The sequence below is a fragment of the Lentzea roselyniae genome (assembly GCF_039537795.1).
Classification (GTDB): Bacteria; Actinomycetota; Actinomycetes; order Mycobacteriales; family Pseudonocardiaceae; genus Lentzea; species Lentzea atacamensis.
This window is the reverse complement of sequence record NZ_BAABBE010000034.1, coordinates 74,170-87,646: the sequence shown is the minus strand read 5'-3', so window position 1 is coordinate 87,646 and position 13,477 is coordinate 74,170. Positions and strand designations below refer to the sequence as shown.

Below are 13,477 nucleotides of genomic sequence, written 5' to 3'. Positions count from 1 at the left end.
CCCAGCTAGACCACTGGGTTGATAGGCCAGAGGTGGAAGACCGGTAACGGTTGGAGCTGACTGGTACTAATAGGCCGAGGACTTGTTACAAAGACGCTACGCATCCACTGTGCGGTTCTGGAAGAACCGAGCGGCATACCGATCGCCGCAGGTACAACTCCACAGAGTTTCGGTGGTTATAGCGTTGGGGAAACACCCGGTCCCATTCCGAACCCGGTAGTTAAGCCCTTCTGCGCCGATGGTACTGCACTGGTTACGGTGTGGGAGAGTAGGTCGCCGCCGGACAATCGTTCAGAAGACCCCTGCGGGTCGAGCACTTCAGGTGCTCCCCGCAGGGGTCTTTTGCATGTCGCGGGCCGGCTCGATCCGAATTCCGCTTGCCCGTCCTGATGTCATGGACCCATGGACGCGCGAGTGCATCCCACCCTGGCATCGTTCGACGCCGCCACCCTCGATCGGCTCGCAGCCGATCCGGTGCGCAACACGGTGGCTCTCACCTCACTGGACCGCGCCCGCCGCCTACCCTCCGCCGACAACCCGCCAACTCTGATCACCTTCCACGACAACGGCGAAGTGGTCGGCTCCCTGATCCGCACGCCACCGTGGCCGTTCCAGGCAGCCGACCTGCCGGTCGCCGCCGCGGACCTCGCGGCGCAGATCGCCGCCGAAGTCGATCCGGAAGCCCCGGGAGTCACCGGCCCGAGGCAAAAATCACACGCCTTCGCCACCGCCTTCGCCACCGCCTTCGCCACCGCCTTCGCCACCGCCTTCGCCACCGCCTTCGCCGCTGACCGCAGCTTCACCGAGTCCCTGGCGACCAGGCTCTATCGCCTGGGCACCCTGGTTCCGCCCACCTCTCCCGGCACCGGCCGCCTGGCGACCGAAGCCGACATCGAGCTCCTCGGCGCCTGGCGCAAGGCCTTCACCCGCGAAGCTGTGCCGGAGGCCCCGGACGAAGAGGCGACCGAGATCGTGCGCAGCTCCCTGCGCCTCGGCAACGGCCACGCCCTCTGGGAGGTGGACGGCACCCCGGTCGCCTGGGCCGCGGCCAGCCTCCCGCAGGTCGGCATGACCAGGGTCGGTCCGGTCTACACCCCACCCGAACACCGCAAGCACGGCTACGGCGCCGCCGTCAGCGCGTTGGCCAGCCAATGGGCGCTGGACCAGGGCGCCACCGACGTCATCCTCTTCGCGGACCTGACCAACCCGATCTCGAACTCGATCTACCAACGCATCGGCTACCAACCACTCGACGACTGGGCGGAGTTCTGGTGGAAGCGCTGAGCCATGACGACGTCAAGGACTTCGTGGCGGTGGCCGGCGACTTCCTCGAAGCCGACCCCGTGAACCACAGCGTCCACCTCACCGCGGTGGACGCCGCACTGCGTGGAGAACGACAGCCCGCGACGCTGATCTCGTTGCACGACAACGGAGCTGTCGTCGGCGTGGTCACCCGGATGGAGGGTCGTCCGCTGCACGTCGCCGCGATGCCGCCGGCCGCTGCTCCCGTCGTCGCCGAGGTCCTGCGGGAGCGGGAGATCGACGAGGTCACCGGCACGCGGGACCGGGTCGACGCGTTCCGGAAGGTGTGGCGGGACGGCGGCAGAGAGGTCTACGCCCTGCGGCTCTACCGGCTCGAGCACCTGGTGGTGCCGCAGGTCCCGGGAGAGGCGAGGCTCGCGACCGCCGCCGAGAACGACCTGATCACCGAGTGGTGGATCGCGTTCGTGGCGGAGCTGGACGGTCTCTCGCGCGAAGACGCCGAGAAGCGGGCGATGGACAGCCGGCGGATGTCAGCCGGGCACGTCCTGTGGCTCGTCGACGGGGTTCCGGTGTCCTGGGCGGGGAGCACCACGCCGGTCGGTGGCGTGTCCAGGATCGGTCCGGTCTACACCCCGCCCGAGCACCGCCGCCACGGCTACGCGGCCGCGGTCACCGCGGCGATCAGCCGATGGGCGTACGGGGCGGGCGCCGAGCACGTCGTGCTCACCGCGGACCTGGCCAACCCCACCTCGAACTCCGTCTACCAGGGGATCGGCTTCCGCCCGGTCTCGGACTGGTCGGAGTACCGCTGGAGCTAGTGGCGTGACCCCTAACGTCGGCTGGGCGAATTCACGCTCAGCAGGGCACCTCGCGGCACCGCCCCCGTCCATCCAGTATGAGGACGCGGGGGCGGCACCACGATGCACCCGTCTGACCGCGAATTCGCCCGGCAACGTGCCGGGCCACGCCACTAGTCGAAGAGCGACGGGGACAGCGGGCGGTTCCGCACGTGCGACGAGAAGACGAGCGAGGTGGTGGTGTCGCCGTACCGCTGCATCACCTCGACGAGTTCCTCCAGCTCGACCATCGACCGGCAGACGACGCGCAGCAGCCAGCAGTCATCTCCTGTCACGTGGTCGGCATCCAGGATCTGCGGCAGCGCCAGCACGGTGGAGCGGAACCGGGGCGTGTCCAGGGACCGGACCCGGACGCGCACGACCGACTCGATCGGCAGTCCCAGCCGGGAAGGCGACACCACCGCCACGAAGCCGGTGATCACGCCCAGTGACTCCAGGCGGCGCACCCGTTCGGTCACGGCGGGCGCGGACAGCGACACCTCGCGGCCCAGCGCGGTGAACGACATGCGGCCGTCGGTCTGCAGCAGGCTCAGGATCTTCCAGTCCACGGCGTCGAGTTCCACCTGGAAATCATAAGGAGAACGGCCCGAACGCCTGGATTTCCGCATGTCGCGGGCAACGTGGTCCCAACAAGATCATGCGCATGACCAACGCACTGCGCTTCCCCGCCGCCGACCCCGCCGCCGCGGCGAGCTTCTTCGCCGCCGAGCTCGCGTTCGAGGCCGATCCCGACGACGTCCACCGCGACCTGCAGGACGGCAGCACTCACGGTTACGTGCTGGTGGAGACACGGAGCCCGGAAGCGTTTGCGCAGGCCCGCATCCCCGGCGCCGTCAACCTGCCCTACCGCGACCTGCCCGACGAGCTCGACCTCGACCCGGACCTGGTCTACATCTGCTACTGCGAGAGCTTCCAGTGCAACGCCGCCACCAAGGGTGCGCTGGCGCTCGCGCAACGGGGGTACCGGGTGAAGCGGCTTGCCGGAGGCATCACGGCGTGGCGCGAGGCGGGTTACCCGATCGAGTCAGATGCGCACAGCGTCGTGGGTGTTTCTAAGGTCGCGTGTCATTGCTGAGTCAACCCGACATAGGCTCACATGTGTGACCGCACCGCGTTTGCTCGTCCTGCAGCCCTCGCAGTCCGACCCGCTGGCCAAGCTGGGTGACTGGCTGGAGGCCGACGGCATCGAGCTGCACCTCGTGTCGCTGCAGGACGAGCCCGCGCCGCAGAACCTCGACGGCTACCAGGGCGTGGTCTGCCTCGGTGGCGAGATGGGGGCGCTCGACGACGTGCAGCACCCGTGGCTCGCCGACGCGCGCCGGCTGCTGAGCAACGCCGTGGCGCAACAGCTGCCCACCCTCGCCATCTGTCTCGGCGCGCAGCTGCTCGCGGCCGCCACCGGTGGTCAGGTCCGAAAAGGACCGCAGGGGCCTGAGGTCGGCGTGCTGCTGGTGGCGAAGCGTGATGGCGCGGGCAACGATCCGTTGTTCGCGGATCTGCCGTGGACGCCAGACGTGCTGCAGTTCCACAGCGACGAGGTGCACGTGCTGCCGCCCGGCGCGGAACACCTCGCGGCGTCACCGAAATACCCGAATCAGGCCTTTCGGGTCGGAACGAGTGCTTATGGTCTGCAGTTCCACATCGAGACGACCCCGGAAATCGTCTTGAACTGGGCGGCCAAGGATCCTGAATCGGCGGCGTGCGCCCGGTCGCACCACTTCGACCTGGACTTCCTCGCCGAGGCCCACCGCGACTTCGAAGAGGTGTGGCAGCCGTTCGTCACCAGATTCGCGAAGCTGGTGCGGGGAGAACTGGCGCCCGCGGGGTGTTCGGGCACACAACTTCCCTTGGTGTGACGTTACTTTCGTAGGTTATAAGGCATCCTGAGTACCCGGTACCGTCTCTCCAGAGCACCTTGTTCGATCCAGCCGGAGGATCAGTGTGGATCCCGCTCTTGTAGTGATCATCGTTGTCGTCACTGCTCTCATTTTCGACTTCACCAACGGGTTCCACGACACGGCCAACGCCATGGCCACCTCCATCGCCACCGGTGCGCTGAAGCCCCGCACGGCGGTCGCGCTGTCGGCGGTGCTCAACCTCGTGGGCGCGTTCCTGTCCGTCGAGGTGGCCAAGACCATCTCCGGCGGGATCGTCGACGACGCCCAGATCACGCCCGCGGTCATCTTCGGCGGGCTGGTCGGCGCGATCATGTGGAACCTCGTCACCTGGTACGTCGGTCTGCCGTCGAGCTCGTCGCACGCGCTGTTCGGCGGACTGATCGGCGCGGCCTGGGTCGCGTCCGGAGTGGACGCCATCCACTTCGCCAAGGTCGTCGACAAGGTCCTGGTCCCCGCGATCGTCGCGCCCCTGGTGGCCGGCCTCGTCGCGGCGGTCGCGACGATCATCGTCTACCGCCTCAAGCGGGCCGCGGACCCGCGCGTCTCGCACACCGGCTTCAAGGTCGGCCAGGTCGCGTCCGCCTCGCTGGTCTCGCTGGCGCACGGCACGAACGACGCGCAGAAGACCATGGGCATCATCACGCTCGCGCTGATCACGTCCGGTTCGCTCGCGCCCGGCTCCGGCCCGCCCACCTGGGTGATCGTGAGCGCCGGTCTCGCGATCGCGCTCGGCACGTACCTCGGCGGCTGGCGCATCACACACACCCTCGGCCGCGGTCTCACGACCATCGAACCGGCCCAGGGCTTCGCCGCGCAGACCTCGACGGCCACCGCGATCCTCGCGTCGTCGCACCTCGGGTTCGCGCTCTCCACCACGCACGTCGCGTCCGGCGGCATCATGGGCTCCGGCCTCGGCCGCGACCGGCACGGCGTCAGGTGGGGAACGATGGGCAAGATGGCCGCGGGTTGGCTCCTCACGCTGCCCGCCGCCGGCATCGTCGGCGCCATCGCGGGCAAGTGGGCCTCGACCGGCACCAGCGGGGTCATCGGCGTCGCCGTCATCGGTGCCGCGGTGTCCATCGGCATCTGGATCCTGTCGCGTCGTGAGCCGGTGAAGCCGGAGCACATCGTCGACGAGGTCGCCGCCCAGGCCGAGCTGCACAAGGTCGCGGCATGAAGGTCAACTGGATCGCGCTGCTCCAGGTCTTCGGCGCCACGCTGCTGGTCACCGTCATCGTGGTGACGTTGTTCGTCGTCGGCATCCGTGCGTTGTCGGGTGACAAGAAGATCCCTGCCTACGCCAGCTTCGCGGGTTGCGTCGCGGTCGTGCTGTACGGGCTCTCTCTGATCGTCTTCTAGCCGCGCGGGGACTAGGTTGGCTCCTGATGAGCGAACCGTTCCGCGCCGCGTCACCAGCAAGATTCGGGCTCACCGAGCCGCGCAGCGAAGAGGTGCTGCGCGGCCTCGGCCTGTGGGCGGACCGCCGGCCCGCCGACGACGCCGAGCCCGTCCTGGCGGCGCTCTCCCGCTGTCCTGACCCCGACCTCGCGCTGCGCGGGCTCGAACGGCTGCACTCTGCCGCCGACTGGGACGCCCTGTCGGCCGCGCTGCACGAAGACGTGGTGGTGCGCGGCCGGTTGCTGGCCGTGCTCGGGTCGTCGACCGCGCTGTCGGACTTCCTCGTCGTGAACCCGAACCGGTGGCGTTCGCTCACCGGTGGGGTCGACGTGTCGCTGGATCTGTCGGACGGCGATGCGCTGCGCACCGAGTACCGCGCGAAGCTGCTGCTCGTGGCAGCCAACGACCTGGCGCACGTCGTCGAGCCCACGCTGCCGTACGTCCCGTACGACACGGTGGCCGCGCAGCTGTCAGATCTCGCGGTGTCGGCGTTGCGGGCGTCGTTGAAGCTCGCCGCGGAACGCGTGAACGGCGCGGACCGTTGCAAGCTAGCGGTGATCGCCATGGGCAAGTGCGGCGCGAACGAGCTGAACTACGTGAGCGACGTCGACGTCGTGTTCGTCGCCGAGGGCGATCTGGGCGCGGCAACCCGGCTGGCCAGCACGATGATGCAGATCGCCGGCCAGTCGTGCTTCGAGGTCGACGCGGCGCTGCGGCCGGAGGGCAAGGCGGGCGCGCTGGTCCGCACGCTCGACGGGCACGCGTCCTACTACCAGAAGTGGGCGCGGACCTGGGAGTTCCAGGCGCTGCTGAAGGCACGGCCGGTCGCGGGCGACCCCGAGCTGGGGCAGGCGTACCTCGACGTCGTGCGGCCTTACGTGTGGACGGCGGCCGAGCGCGAGAACTTCGTCGAGGACGTGCAGGCGATGCGCCGCCGCGTCGAGGACCACGTGCCGTCAGGGCTTGCGGACCGTGAGCTGAAGCTCGGCCGGGGCGGGCTGCGCGACGTCGAGTTCGCGGTGCAGCTGCTGCAGCTCGTGCACGGCCGTTCCGACGAGAACCTGCGCATTCAGGCGACGACCGCCGCGTTGGCCGCGCTGGGCAGGGGCGGGTACATCGGGCGCAACGACGCGGCGGACTTCGGGCGCTCGTACCGGTTCCTGCGGACGCTGGAGCACCGGCTGCAGCTGCAGCGTTTACTGCGCACGCATCTCTTCCCCGCGGACGACGACGTCACGGCGTTGCGCTGGCTGGCGCGCTCCGTCGGGCTGGCGGCGGACGGGCAGCGGTCGGAGGGGCAGGTGCTGCTCGCGGAGTTCCGCAAGCACGCCAACCAGGTCCGGCGCCTGCACGAGAAGCTGTTCTACCGGCCGCTGCTGCAGTCCGTGGCGGGTGTGCCGACCGAGGCGTTGCGGCTCACGACCAAGGAGGCCGTGGCGCGGCTCGCGGCGCTCGGCTACACGTCGCCGGACGGGGCGTTGCGGCACATCCAGGCGTTGACGCACGGCGTTTCCCGGCGTGCTCGCATCCAGGGCGCTTTGCTGCCGGTGCTGCTGGACCTGTTCGCCGGCACGCCTGATCCGGACGGCGGGCTGCTCGCGTACCGGAAGGTGTCGGAGGCGCTCGCGGAAACCCCCTGGTACCTGCGGCTGCTGCGGGACGAGGGCGCTGTCGTGGAACGGCTCGCGGTGCTGCTCGGCACCTCTCGGTTCGTCCCGGATCTGCTGGTGCGGGCTCCGGAGGTGCTGCGGCTGCTCGCGGACACCGAGGCGCTGGTCGGCCGTGATCCGCACTCGATCGGAAACCCGCTGCGCAGCGCGGTTTCGCGGTACGACGACCTGACGCGCGCTGTCGCGGCCGCGCGGTCGTTGCGGCGGCACGAGCTGCTGCGCATCGCTTCTGCGGACCTGCTGGGGTTCATGCCGCTGGAGACGGTGTGCGTGTCGCTGTCCGAGGTGTGGGGAGCGGTGCTGCAGAGCGCGCTGGACGCTGCGATGCGTGCGGCGGGCGAACCCGTCGCCACGCTGGCCGTGATCGGCATGGGGCGGCTCGGCGGGCACGAGCTCGGGTACGGCTCGGACGCGGACGTGATGTTCGTGTGCCGGCCGTTCGAGGGCGTGACCGATGCCGAGGCGGCGAAGTGGGCGAGCGGTGTCGTGGAGAAGATCCGGCGGCTGCTCGGCGCGCCGTCGCAGGACCCGCCGCTGCTGGTCGACGCGGATCTGCGGCCGGAGGGCAGGCAGGGTCCGCTGGTGCGCACGCTGGACTCGTACCGCGCGTACTACAGGCAGTGGGCGGAGCTCTGGGAGAAGCAGGCGTTGCTGCGGGCCCGGTTCATCGCGGGTGATGCCGAGCTGGGGGCCGAGTTCGAGGCGTTGATCGAGCCGCTGCGGTATCGGGCGGGAGGTTTGGACACGGCGTCGGTGCGGGAAATCAGGCGGATCAAGGCGCGGGTCGACGCGGAACGGTTGCCGCGCGGTGCCGACCCGAGCACGCACACCAAGCTCGGGCGCGGTGGGCTGGCGGACGTCGAGTGGACCGTGCAGTTGTTGCAGCTGCAGCACTCCGGTGCGGTGCCGGAACTGCGCACACCGTCCACAATGGCCGCGATGGACGCTGCTGTCTCCGCCGGTCTGCTGGCTGCGGACGACGCGGCGGCGTTGAAGGCCGCGTGGAACCTGGCGACGCACGCGCGCAACGCCGTGACGCTGGTCCGGGGCAAGGCCTCCGACCAGCTGCCGACGTCCGGGCGTGACCTCGTCTCCGTCGCCTCCGTGATGGGGTACCCGCCCGGTGGCGATCCGGGGGAGTTCCTGGAGGAATATCGCCGCACGACCCGCCGTGCACGTGCAGTAGCCGAACGAGTCTTCTACGGTGAGGGATTGTGAAAGCGATCGCGCTTACCGAGTTCGGCGACGCCGACGTCATGTCGTTGCAGGAGCTGCCGGATCCGCTGCTGGGGCCGGACCAGGTCCTGGTGGAGGTGAAGGCGGCCGGGGTGAACCCGGTGGATTTCAAGATCAGAGCCGGCTACCTGCGGGGCCTGATGCCTCACCACGTGCCGCTGATCCCCGGCTGGGACGTGGCGGGTGTCGTGCGGGCTGTCGGCATCGGCGTGACGGACTGGAAGCCGGGCGACGAGGTGCTCGCCTACGCGCGCAAGGACCACGTGCAGTTCGGTGCCTATGCCGAGCTGATCTCGCTGCCGGACCGGATGATCGCGCGTAAACCGTCCAACGTGGACTTTGTGACGGCCGCCGCCCTGCCGCTGGCAGGGCTGACGGCGTTGCAGGCGTTGAAGGCGGTCGGCACCGGGCCGGGAGACGTCGTGCTGGTGCACGCGGCCGCGGGCGGTGTCGGGCACCTTCAGGTGCAGATCGCGCGTGAGCTGGGTGCCGCGCGGGTGCTCGGCACGGCGTCGCCGCGCAACCACGACTTCGTCCGGTCGCTCGGAGCCGAACCGGTGGCCTACGGCGACGCGCTGGTCGACGCCGTTTCCGAGCTGGTCGGTGGCGACGGCGAGGTCGACGTGGTGATCGACAACGTCGGCGGAGTGGCGTTCGACCAGTCGTTGCGGCTCGTACGAGACCGGGCGCGGATGACATCCATTGTGGACGGGCCGAGGGCGCTGGAGAACGGCGTGATCAACACCTGGGCGCGGCCGAACGCCGAGCAGACGCAGTGGCTGGTCGATCTGGTGGCGGCGGGCTCGTTGCGCGTCGAGGTGCAGCAGACGTTCCCGTTGGCAGAGGCCGTGAAGGCGCACAAGTTGCTCGAAGGCGGGCACGTGCGCGGCAAAGTCGTACTGACAGTCTGAAAACTTCGTGTTCGTTTTCAGGTTTGGGGGCACTCCTGGTGGGGTGCCCCCATTTCTGGGCTGCTCAGTCCTCGTCCGAGTCGGGGTCCACCGCCGGAGCACTGGTGTAGACCTCGATCACCCACTCCTCCTCCAACGACTCGGCGTCGTCGGCGTCGGGAACGAGGCGGTTGTAGACGCGAACACCGAGGTCGAGCACGTCAGCGGCCTGGACCGCTTCGAGCGCCTCGGCTGCCGAGTCGACGATGTGGGTGGTGAGCAGCTGCGGAGCCGTGAATTCGGCGACTTCTTGGGACACGCGCGGACCCTAGCGCATTGACGTTTCACCCATTCGAGATGAGACTAGGGCGCGCTCAGCGGGGGGAGCTGTGGGTTTGTCACGGGGGTCGAGCAGAGGAAGTCATGCAGCATCGTCGGGTCACGCGCCGAGGTAAGACCGTGATCGCCATCGCGGCTGTGGCTGCCGGAGTGCTCGCGTCACTCGGTGTGATTCAGTTTGCACTGAGTGGTGACAACTCCGCCGCCCAGCCCAACGTCACGGCAACGACGACCACGTCGAACGCCGTCGAAACCCCTGATGGCGCACTGGAAACCACCGAGCCGTCCGCCGAGGTCAAGGTCGCGACGGGCTCCTTCAAACAACAGCGCGGCATGCTCACCGTCGAGGTGACGCGCGTGGAGTCGGCAGGAGGCCGTCTCAAGCTCTTCGTGACGGCCACGAACGCCTCCCAGGCCCGCATGACCCTCCCCGTCGACGGCATCGCGGTCCTGGACGATCTGAAGCGCACCTACGCGGCCTCGACCAGCAAGTGGGAGGGCCTCGTCACCCAGGGCACCACGACCTCGGGCATCGTCATCCTCGACGAGAAGCTCGGCGCTGGTGTGAACTCGGTCACCCTGACGTTCAACTCGATCTCCGGCCAGTTCGCCCCGACCGGCGCCGCGATCACCGTGACGGGCATCCCGGTCCCGAAGTGATTCGATCCGCCGCCGTGGGTACGCCTCGTGCATGACTCAACGCGGAAGTGATCAGCACGGCTTCGCCAAGGACGACCACCTGAAGAAGGAGCTCGAGAACGAGCTGCGCGCAGGCGGCCCGACCCGCTCGCAGGAGTGGCGCGAGCCGGAGCTGCCCACCGCCGACGAAATGGATGAGGGCGAACGCACCTAGTCCACCTACTGTGGCGGCGTGAAGTTCCTGTTCTTCTGGGGCCATCGGCCTGAACGTGACGGCAGCCTCGGCAAGGGCTGCCTCTCGCAGTGGTGGCCGTGCTCGTTCGAGGCCGACGGACAGTCGTTCACGTCTGCCGAGCACTACATGATGTGGCGCAAGGCTTTGCTGTTCGACGACACCGCGGTGGCCGAGCGCGTGCGGGCCGCTCGCACTCCCGCCGAGGCGAAGGCGTTGGGGCGCCAGGTCTCCGGCTTCGACGACTCGGTGTGGGTGTCCTCGCGGCTTTCGATCGTGGTGGACGGCAACCTGGCGAAGTTCGGCCAGGACCCCGCTCTCCGCTCCTACCTGCTGGGCACGGGTTCCCGCATGCTGGTCGAGGCGAGCCCGCTGGACCGCGTGTGGGGCATCGGCCTGGCCGCCGACGACCCGCGCGCCTCGGACCCGTCTTCCTGGCGGGGCCTCAACCTGCTGGGAGAGGCCTTGATGGAGGTCCGCTCCAGGTTGTCCGCAGAGTGAGACAGGTGGCCTGCGCCGCCAGCGTGATCCCGCACGGAATCAGTCCTTTTCGGATCAACGCCGGGATCTCGCTGAGCGGCACCCACTCGACCTTCGCGGCCTCCGCGGGGTCCGGTTCCCCGGTCCTGACGGCCTGCGAGCCCGCGAAGATGTGCGTCACGTGCGAACTGATGCCGTTCAACGGGTTCAGGGTGACCAGCGGCTCGATCCGGCCCGGCCGGTAGCCGGTTTCCTCCTCGGTCTCCCGCAGCGCCGTGACCTCCGCGGTCTCGCCTTCTTCGCAGCGGCCCGCCGGAATCTCCCAGCTCCACGCGTCGGTGGTGAACCGGTGGCGCCACATAGGAGCACGTGGTCGTGGTCGACGACCACGACGCCCGTCGACGGGTGCGGCAGCCTGACGACGTGATGCTCGAACCGTTCACCACGAGGGATTTCGACGTCGTCGAGGTCGACGCTCATCCACGTCGACTCGTAGATCCGGCGGGTGCCGTGCACCGTCCACTGTGTCGCGGGCCAGCTCTATCACGTGCCGTTGACGGGTCGCCTTCCGTCCCGGTGGAACCGCAGGTCGTCGGCTTTCTTCCCGTTCTCGTGAACCACCTCGCCCGATGTCGCCGTGTTGGAGGCGGTAGATGCGGCCCAACTGATCGGACAGGGAGAACTGATGTTCAGCTACTCGGGACCAGCCCTGCTCATCTACCCCGATGGCAGCTCGGCCGAACTGGACCGGGTGAGCCTGATCGAGACGGTGAACGACGGCATCTGGCAGATGTCCGGTGCGGGCACCTCCGCCGAAGCCCTCAACGGTGGTGAGGCTCGGATCAGGCTGCCGACCGGGGGCGAGGCCGACGTCCTGGTCTCCAACGTCCGGGTTGGTGCGGATCCGGAAGGGGCGTCGACCAGCGTGACCTTCCTCGGCACCTGAAAGCCGGAAGGCCCGGCGGGATGTCCCGCCGGGCCTTCCGGAAGAGCGCGATCGATCACACGTCGTAGTACAGCGCGAACTCGTAGGGGTTCGGGCGCAGACGCAGCGGGTCGATCTCCTGCTCACGCTTGAACGAGATCCAGGTGTCGATCACGTCCGGGGTGAACACGCCGCCCTCGAGCAGGAACTCGTGGTCGGCCTCCAGGTTGTCCAGGACGGCGTCGAGGGTCGCGGGAACCTGCTTGACGTCGCGGGCCTCCTCGGGCGGGAGCTCGTAGAGGTCCTTGTCGATCGGGGCCGGCGGCTCGATCTTGTTCTTCACGCCGTCGAGGCCGGCCATGACCATCGCCGAGAAGGCGAGGTACGGGTTGCCCGACGAGTCGGGGCAGCGGAACTCGATGCGCTTGGCCTTCGGGTTGTTGCCCGTGATCGGGATGCGGACGCACGCCGAGCGGTTGCGCTGGGAGTAGACCAGCGAGACCGGGGCCTCGTAGCCGGGGACCAGGCGGTGGTAGGAGTTCACCGTCGGGTTGGTGAAGGCCAGCAGCGACGGGGCGTGGTGCAGGATGCCGCCGATGTAGTGGCGGGCGGTGTCGGACAGGCCCGCGTAGCCGCTCTCGTCGTGGAACAGCGGCGCGCCGTCCTTCCACAGCGACTGGTGGGTGTGCATGCCCGAGCCGTTGTCGCCGAAGAGGGGCTTCGGCATGAAGGTCACGGTCTTGCCGGCCTGCCACGCCGTGTTCTTGATGATGTACTTGAACAGCATCAGGTCGTCGGCGGCGTGCAGCAGGGTGTTGAAGCGGTAGTTGATCTCCGCCTGGCCCGCGGTGCCGACCTCGTGGTGGGCGCGCTCGACCTGGAAGCCGTTGGCCTCCATGTTGAGGACCATCTTGTCGCGGAGGTCCGCGTAGTGGTCGGTCGGCGTGACGGGGAAGTAGCCGCCCTTGTACTTCACCTTGTAGCCGCGGTTGCCGCCCTCTTCCTCACGGCCGGTGTTCCACCAGCCGGAGATCGAGTCGATCTTGTGGAAGGAAGCGTTCGCGGTGGTGTCGAACTGGATCGAGTCGAAGATGTAGAACTCCGCCTCGGCACCGAAGTACGCGGTGTCGGCGATGCCCGAGTCGGTGATGTACTGCTCGGCCTTGCGCGCGATGTTGCGCGGATCGCGGCTGTACGGCTCACGCGTGAACGGGTCGTGCACGAAGAAGTTGACGATCAGCGTCTTCTCGATGCGGAACGGGTCGAGGCGCGCGGTGTAGAGGTCGGGCAGCAGGAGCATGTCCGACTCGTGGATCGACTGGAAGCCGCGCACGGAGGAGCCGTCGAAGGCGAGACCCTCTTCGATCGCGTCGGCATCGAACGCCTTGGCCGGGAGCGTGAAGTGCTGCATCACGCCCGGCAGGTCGCTGAACCGCACGTCGACGAACTTGACGCCCTCGTCGGAGATGAACTTCAGCACCTCGTCGGAATTTTTGAACACCCTCGTCGACTCCTTGACTATGGACAACGGCTGGTCATCGCGAGCGACCGTATGTCCGTGGTGTTGCCCAGCCGTCACTCGGATGTTTCGCCAGTGTTAACGGGACCGCCCAACCCGGCAAGACGACCTGCCGGTCCTCACCCGATGTT

At 68.4% G+C, this 13,477-nt stretch carries 16 protein-coding genes and 2 rRNA genes; 14 read left to right on the top strand and 4 right to left on the bottom strand.

What is annotated here, in order from left to right:
• The 4 genes from ABFX45_RS38855 to ABFX45_RS38840 form a co-directional block, all read left to right on the top strand.
• Positions 1 to 90: ribosomal RNA gene (locus ABFX45_RS38855) — 23S ribosomal RNA — on the top strand; the annotation flags it as partial.
• A 78-nt stretch (positions 91 to 168) separates the two neighbouring features.
• Positions 169 to 285, top strand: a 5S ribosomal RNA gene (rrf, locus tag ABFX45_RS38850).
• Positions 286 to 402: 117 nt separating this feature from the next.
• Positions 403 to 1,284, top strand: a complete 882-nt coding sequence (locus tag ABFX45_RS38845) for a GNAT family N-acetyltransferase (RefSeq protein ID WP_346135738.1) — start codon at positions 403 to 405, stop codon at positions 1,282 to 1,284.
• On the top strand, positions 1,272 to 2,081 hold the full coding sequence (locus ABFX45_RS38840) for a GNAT family N-acetyltransferase (protein ID WP_346135736.1): 810 nt from the start codon (positions 1,272 to 1,274) through the stop codon (positions 2,079 to 2,081). Before ABFX45_RS38845 ends, ABFX45_RS38840 begins: the two co-directional genes overlap by 13 nt.
• Before the next feature lie 152 nt (positions 2,082 to 2,233).
• On the opposite strand, the gene ABFX45_RS38835 is transcribed toward ABFX45_RS38840, so the two are convergent.
• Positions 2,234 to 2,683 carry an Lrp/AsnC family transcriptional regulator gene (locus ABFX45_RS38835; protein ID WP_346135734.1) on the bottom strand — a complete coding sequence of 150 codons (450 nt, stop codon included), beginning with the start codon at positions 2,681 to 2,683 and terminating at the stop codon, positions 2,234 to 2,236.
• An 80-nt stretch (positions 2,684 to 2,763) separates the two neighbouring features.
• Here ABFX45_RS38835 and ABFX45_RS38830 point away from each other — a divergent pair, with 80 nt between their 5' ends.
• From ABFX45_RS38830 to ABFX45_RS38805, 6 genes are all read left to right on the top strand, one after another.
• Positions 2,764 to 3,195, top strand: coding sequence for a rhodanese-like domain-containing protein (locus ABFX45_RS38830; RefSeq protein WP_346135732.1), 432 nt, complete (start codon positions 2,764 to 2,766; stop codon positions 3,193 to 3,195).
• 25 nt (positions 3,196 to 3,220) lie between these two features.
• Entirely contained in the window at positions 3,221 to 3,976 is a 756-nt protein-coding gene (locus ABFX45_RS38825) for a type 1 glutamine amidotransferase (protein ID WP_233440035.1), read from the top strand.
• Positions 3,977 to 4,061: 85 nt separating this feature from the next.
• A complete protein-coding gene (locus tag ABFX45_RS38820) occupies positions 4,062 to 5,195 on the top strand; it encodes an inorganic phosphate transporter (protein ID WP_109639724.1) in 1,134 nt (377 codons plus the stop codon).
• Positions 5,192 to 5,377 carry a hypothetical protein gene (locus ABFX45_RS38815; protein ID WP_109639725.1) on the top strand — a complete coding sequence of 62 codons (186 nt, stop codon included), beginning with the start codon at positions 5,192 to 5,194 and terminating at the stop codon, positions 5,375 to 5,377. The genes ABFX45_RS38820 and ABFX45_RS38815 overlap by 4 nt, the downstream gene beginning before the upstream one ends.
• A gap of 26 nt (positions 5,378 to 5,403) precedes the next feature.
• Positions 5,404 to 8,304 carry a bifunctional [glutamine synthetase] adenylyltransferase/[glutamine synthetase]-adenylyl-L-tyrosine phosphorylase gene (locus ABFX45_RS38810; RefSeq protein WP_346135729.1) on the top strand — a complete coding sequence of 967 codons (2,901 nt, stop codon included), beginning with the start codon at positions 5,404 to 5,406 and terminating at the stop codon, positions 8,302 to 8,304.
• On the top strand, positions 8,301 to 9,233 hold the full coding sequence (locus ABFX45_RS38805) for an NADP-dependent oxidoreductase (RefSeq protein ID WP_109639729.1): 933 nt from the start codon (positions 8,301 to 8,303) through the stop codon (positions 9,231 to 9,233). The genes ABFX45_RS38810 and ABFX45_RS38805 overlap by 4 nt, the downstream gene beginning before the upstream one ends.
• A 64-nt stretch (positions 9,234 to 9,297) precedes the next feature.
• Here ABFX45_RS38805 and ABFX45_RS38800 read toward each other — a convergent pair whose 3' ends face one another.
• Complete coding sequence (locus ABFX45_RS38800) at positions 9,298 to 9,531, bottom strand: hypothetical protein (protein ID WP_109639731.1); 234 nt, start codon at positions 9,529 to 9,531, stop codon at positions 9,298 to 9,300.
• Positions 9,532 to 9,635: 104 nt separating this feature from the next.
• Between ABFX45_RS38800 and ABFX45_RS38795 the strand changes: the two genes are divergently transcribed.
• From ABFX45_RS38795 to ybiA, 3 genes are read left to right on the top strand one after another with little or no spacing between them, the layout of a single operon-like run.
• Positions 9,636 to 10,211 carry a hypothetical protein gene (locus tag ABFX45_RS38795; protein WP_146231736.1) on the top strand — a complete coding sequence of 192 codons (576 nt, stop codon included), beginning with the start codon at positions 9,636 to 9,638 and terminating at the stop codon, positions 10,209 to 10,211.
• Between the two features lie 31 nt (positions 10,212 to 10,242).
• Complete coding sequence (locus ABFX45_RS38790) at positions 10,243 to 10,404, top strand: hypothetical protein (RefSeq protein ID WP_170155163.1); 162 nt, start codon at positions 10,243 to 10,245, stop codon at positions 10,402 to 10,404.
• Positions 10,405 to 10,422: 18 nt separating this feature from the next.
• On the top strand, positions 10,423 to 10,923 hold the full coding sequence (ybiA, locus tag ABFX45_RS38785) for a riboflavin biosynthesis intermediates N-glycosidase (protein ID WP_346135726.1): 501 nt from the start codon (positions 10,423 to 10,425) through the stop codon (positions 10,921 to 10,923).
• On the opposite strand, the gene ABFX45_RS38780 is transcribed toward ybiA, so the two are convergent.
• Complete coding sequence (locus ABFX45_RS38780) at positions 10,868 to 11,263, bottom strand: NUDIX hydrolase (RefSeq protein ID WP_346135725.1); 396 nt, start codon at positions 11,261 to 11,263, stop codon at positions 10,868 to 10,870. The two genes, ybiA and ABFX45_RS38780, sit on opposite strands and share 56 nt — an antisense overlap.
• Before the next feature lie 324 nt (positions 11,264 to 11,587).
• Here ABFX45_RS38780 and ABFX45_RS38775 point away from each other — a divergent pair, with 324 nt between their 5' ends.
• Entirely contained in the window at positions 11,588 to 11,848 is a 261-nt protein-coding gene (locus tag ABFX45_RS38775; protein ID WP_146231737.1) for a hypothetical protein, read from the top strand.
• Between the two features lie 55 nt (positions 11,849 to 11,903).
• Here ABFX45_RS38775 and glnA read toward each other — a convergent pair whose 3' ends face one another.
• On the bottom strand, positions 11,904 to 13,328 hold the full coding sequence (glnA, locus tag ABFX45_RS38770; protein ID WP_109639746.1) for a type I glutamate--ammonia ligase: 1,425 nt from the start codon (positions 13,326 to 13,328) through the stop codon (positions 11,904 to 11,906).
• Positions 13,329 to 13,477: the final 149 nt, after the last annotated feature.

Excerpts from the sequence above, each read along its gene's own strand:
- ABFX45_RS38775 (WP_146231737.1), top strand. The coding sequence starts at position 11,588 with ATGTTCAGCTACTCGGGACCAGCCCTGCTCATCTACCCCGATGGCAGC.
- ABFX45_RS38810 (WP_346135729.1), top strand. The coding sequence starts at position 5,404 with ATGAGCGAACCGTTCCGCGCCGCGTCACCAGCAAGATTCGGGCTCACC.
- ABFX45_RS38795 (WP_146231736.1), top strand. The coding sequence starts at position 9,636 with ATGCAGCATCGTCGGGTCACGCGCCGAGGTAAGACCGTGATCGCCATC.
- ABFX45_RS38790 (WP_170155163.1), top strand. The coding sequence starts at position 10,243 with ATGACTCAACGCGGAAGTGATCAGCACGGCTTCGCCAAGGACGACCAC.
- ABFX45_RS38815 (WP_109639725.1), top strand. The coding sequence starts at position 5,192 with ATGAAGGTCAACTGGATCGCGCTGCTCCAGGTCTTCGGCGCCACGCTG.
- ABFX45_RS38830 (WP_346135732.1), top strand. The coding sequence starts at position 2,764 with ATGACCAACGCACTGCGCTTCCCCGCCGCCGACCCCGCCGCCGCGGCG.
- ABFX45_RS38780 (WP_346135725.1), bottom strand. The coding sequence starts at position 11,263 with ATGTGGCGCCACCGGTTCACCACCGACGCGTGGAGCTGGGAGATTCCG.
- ABFX45_RS38845 (WP_346135738.1), top strand. The coding sequence starts at position 403 with ATGGACGCGCGAGTGCATCCCACCCTGGCATCGTTCGACGCCGCCACC.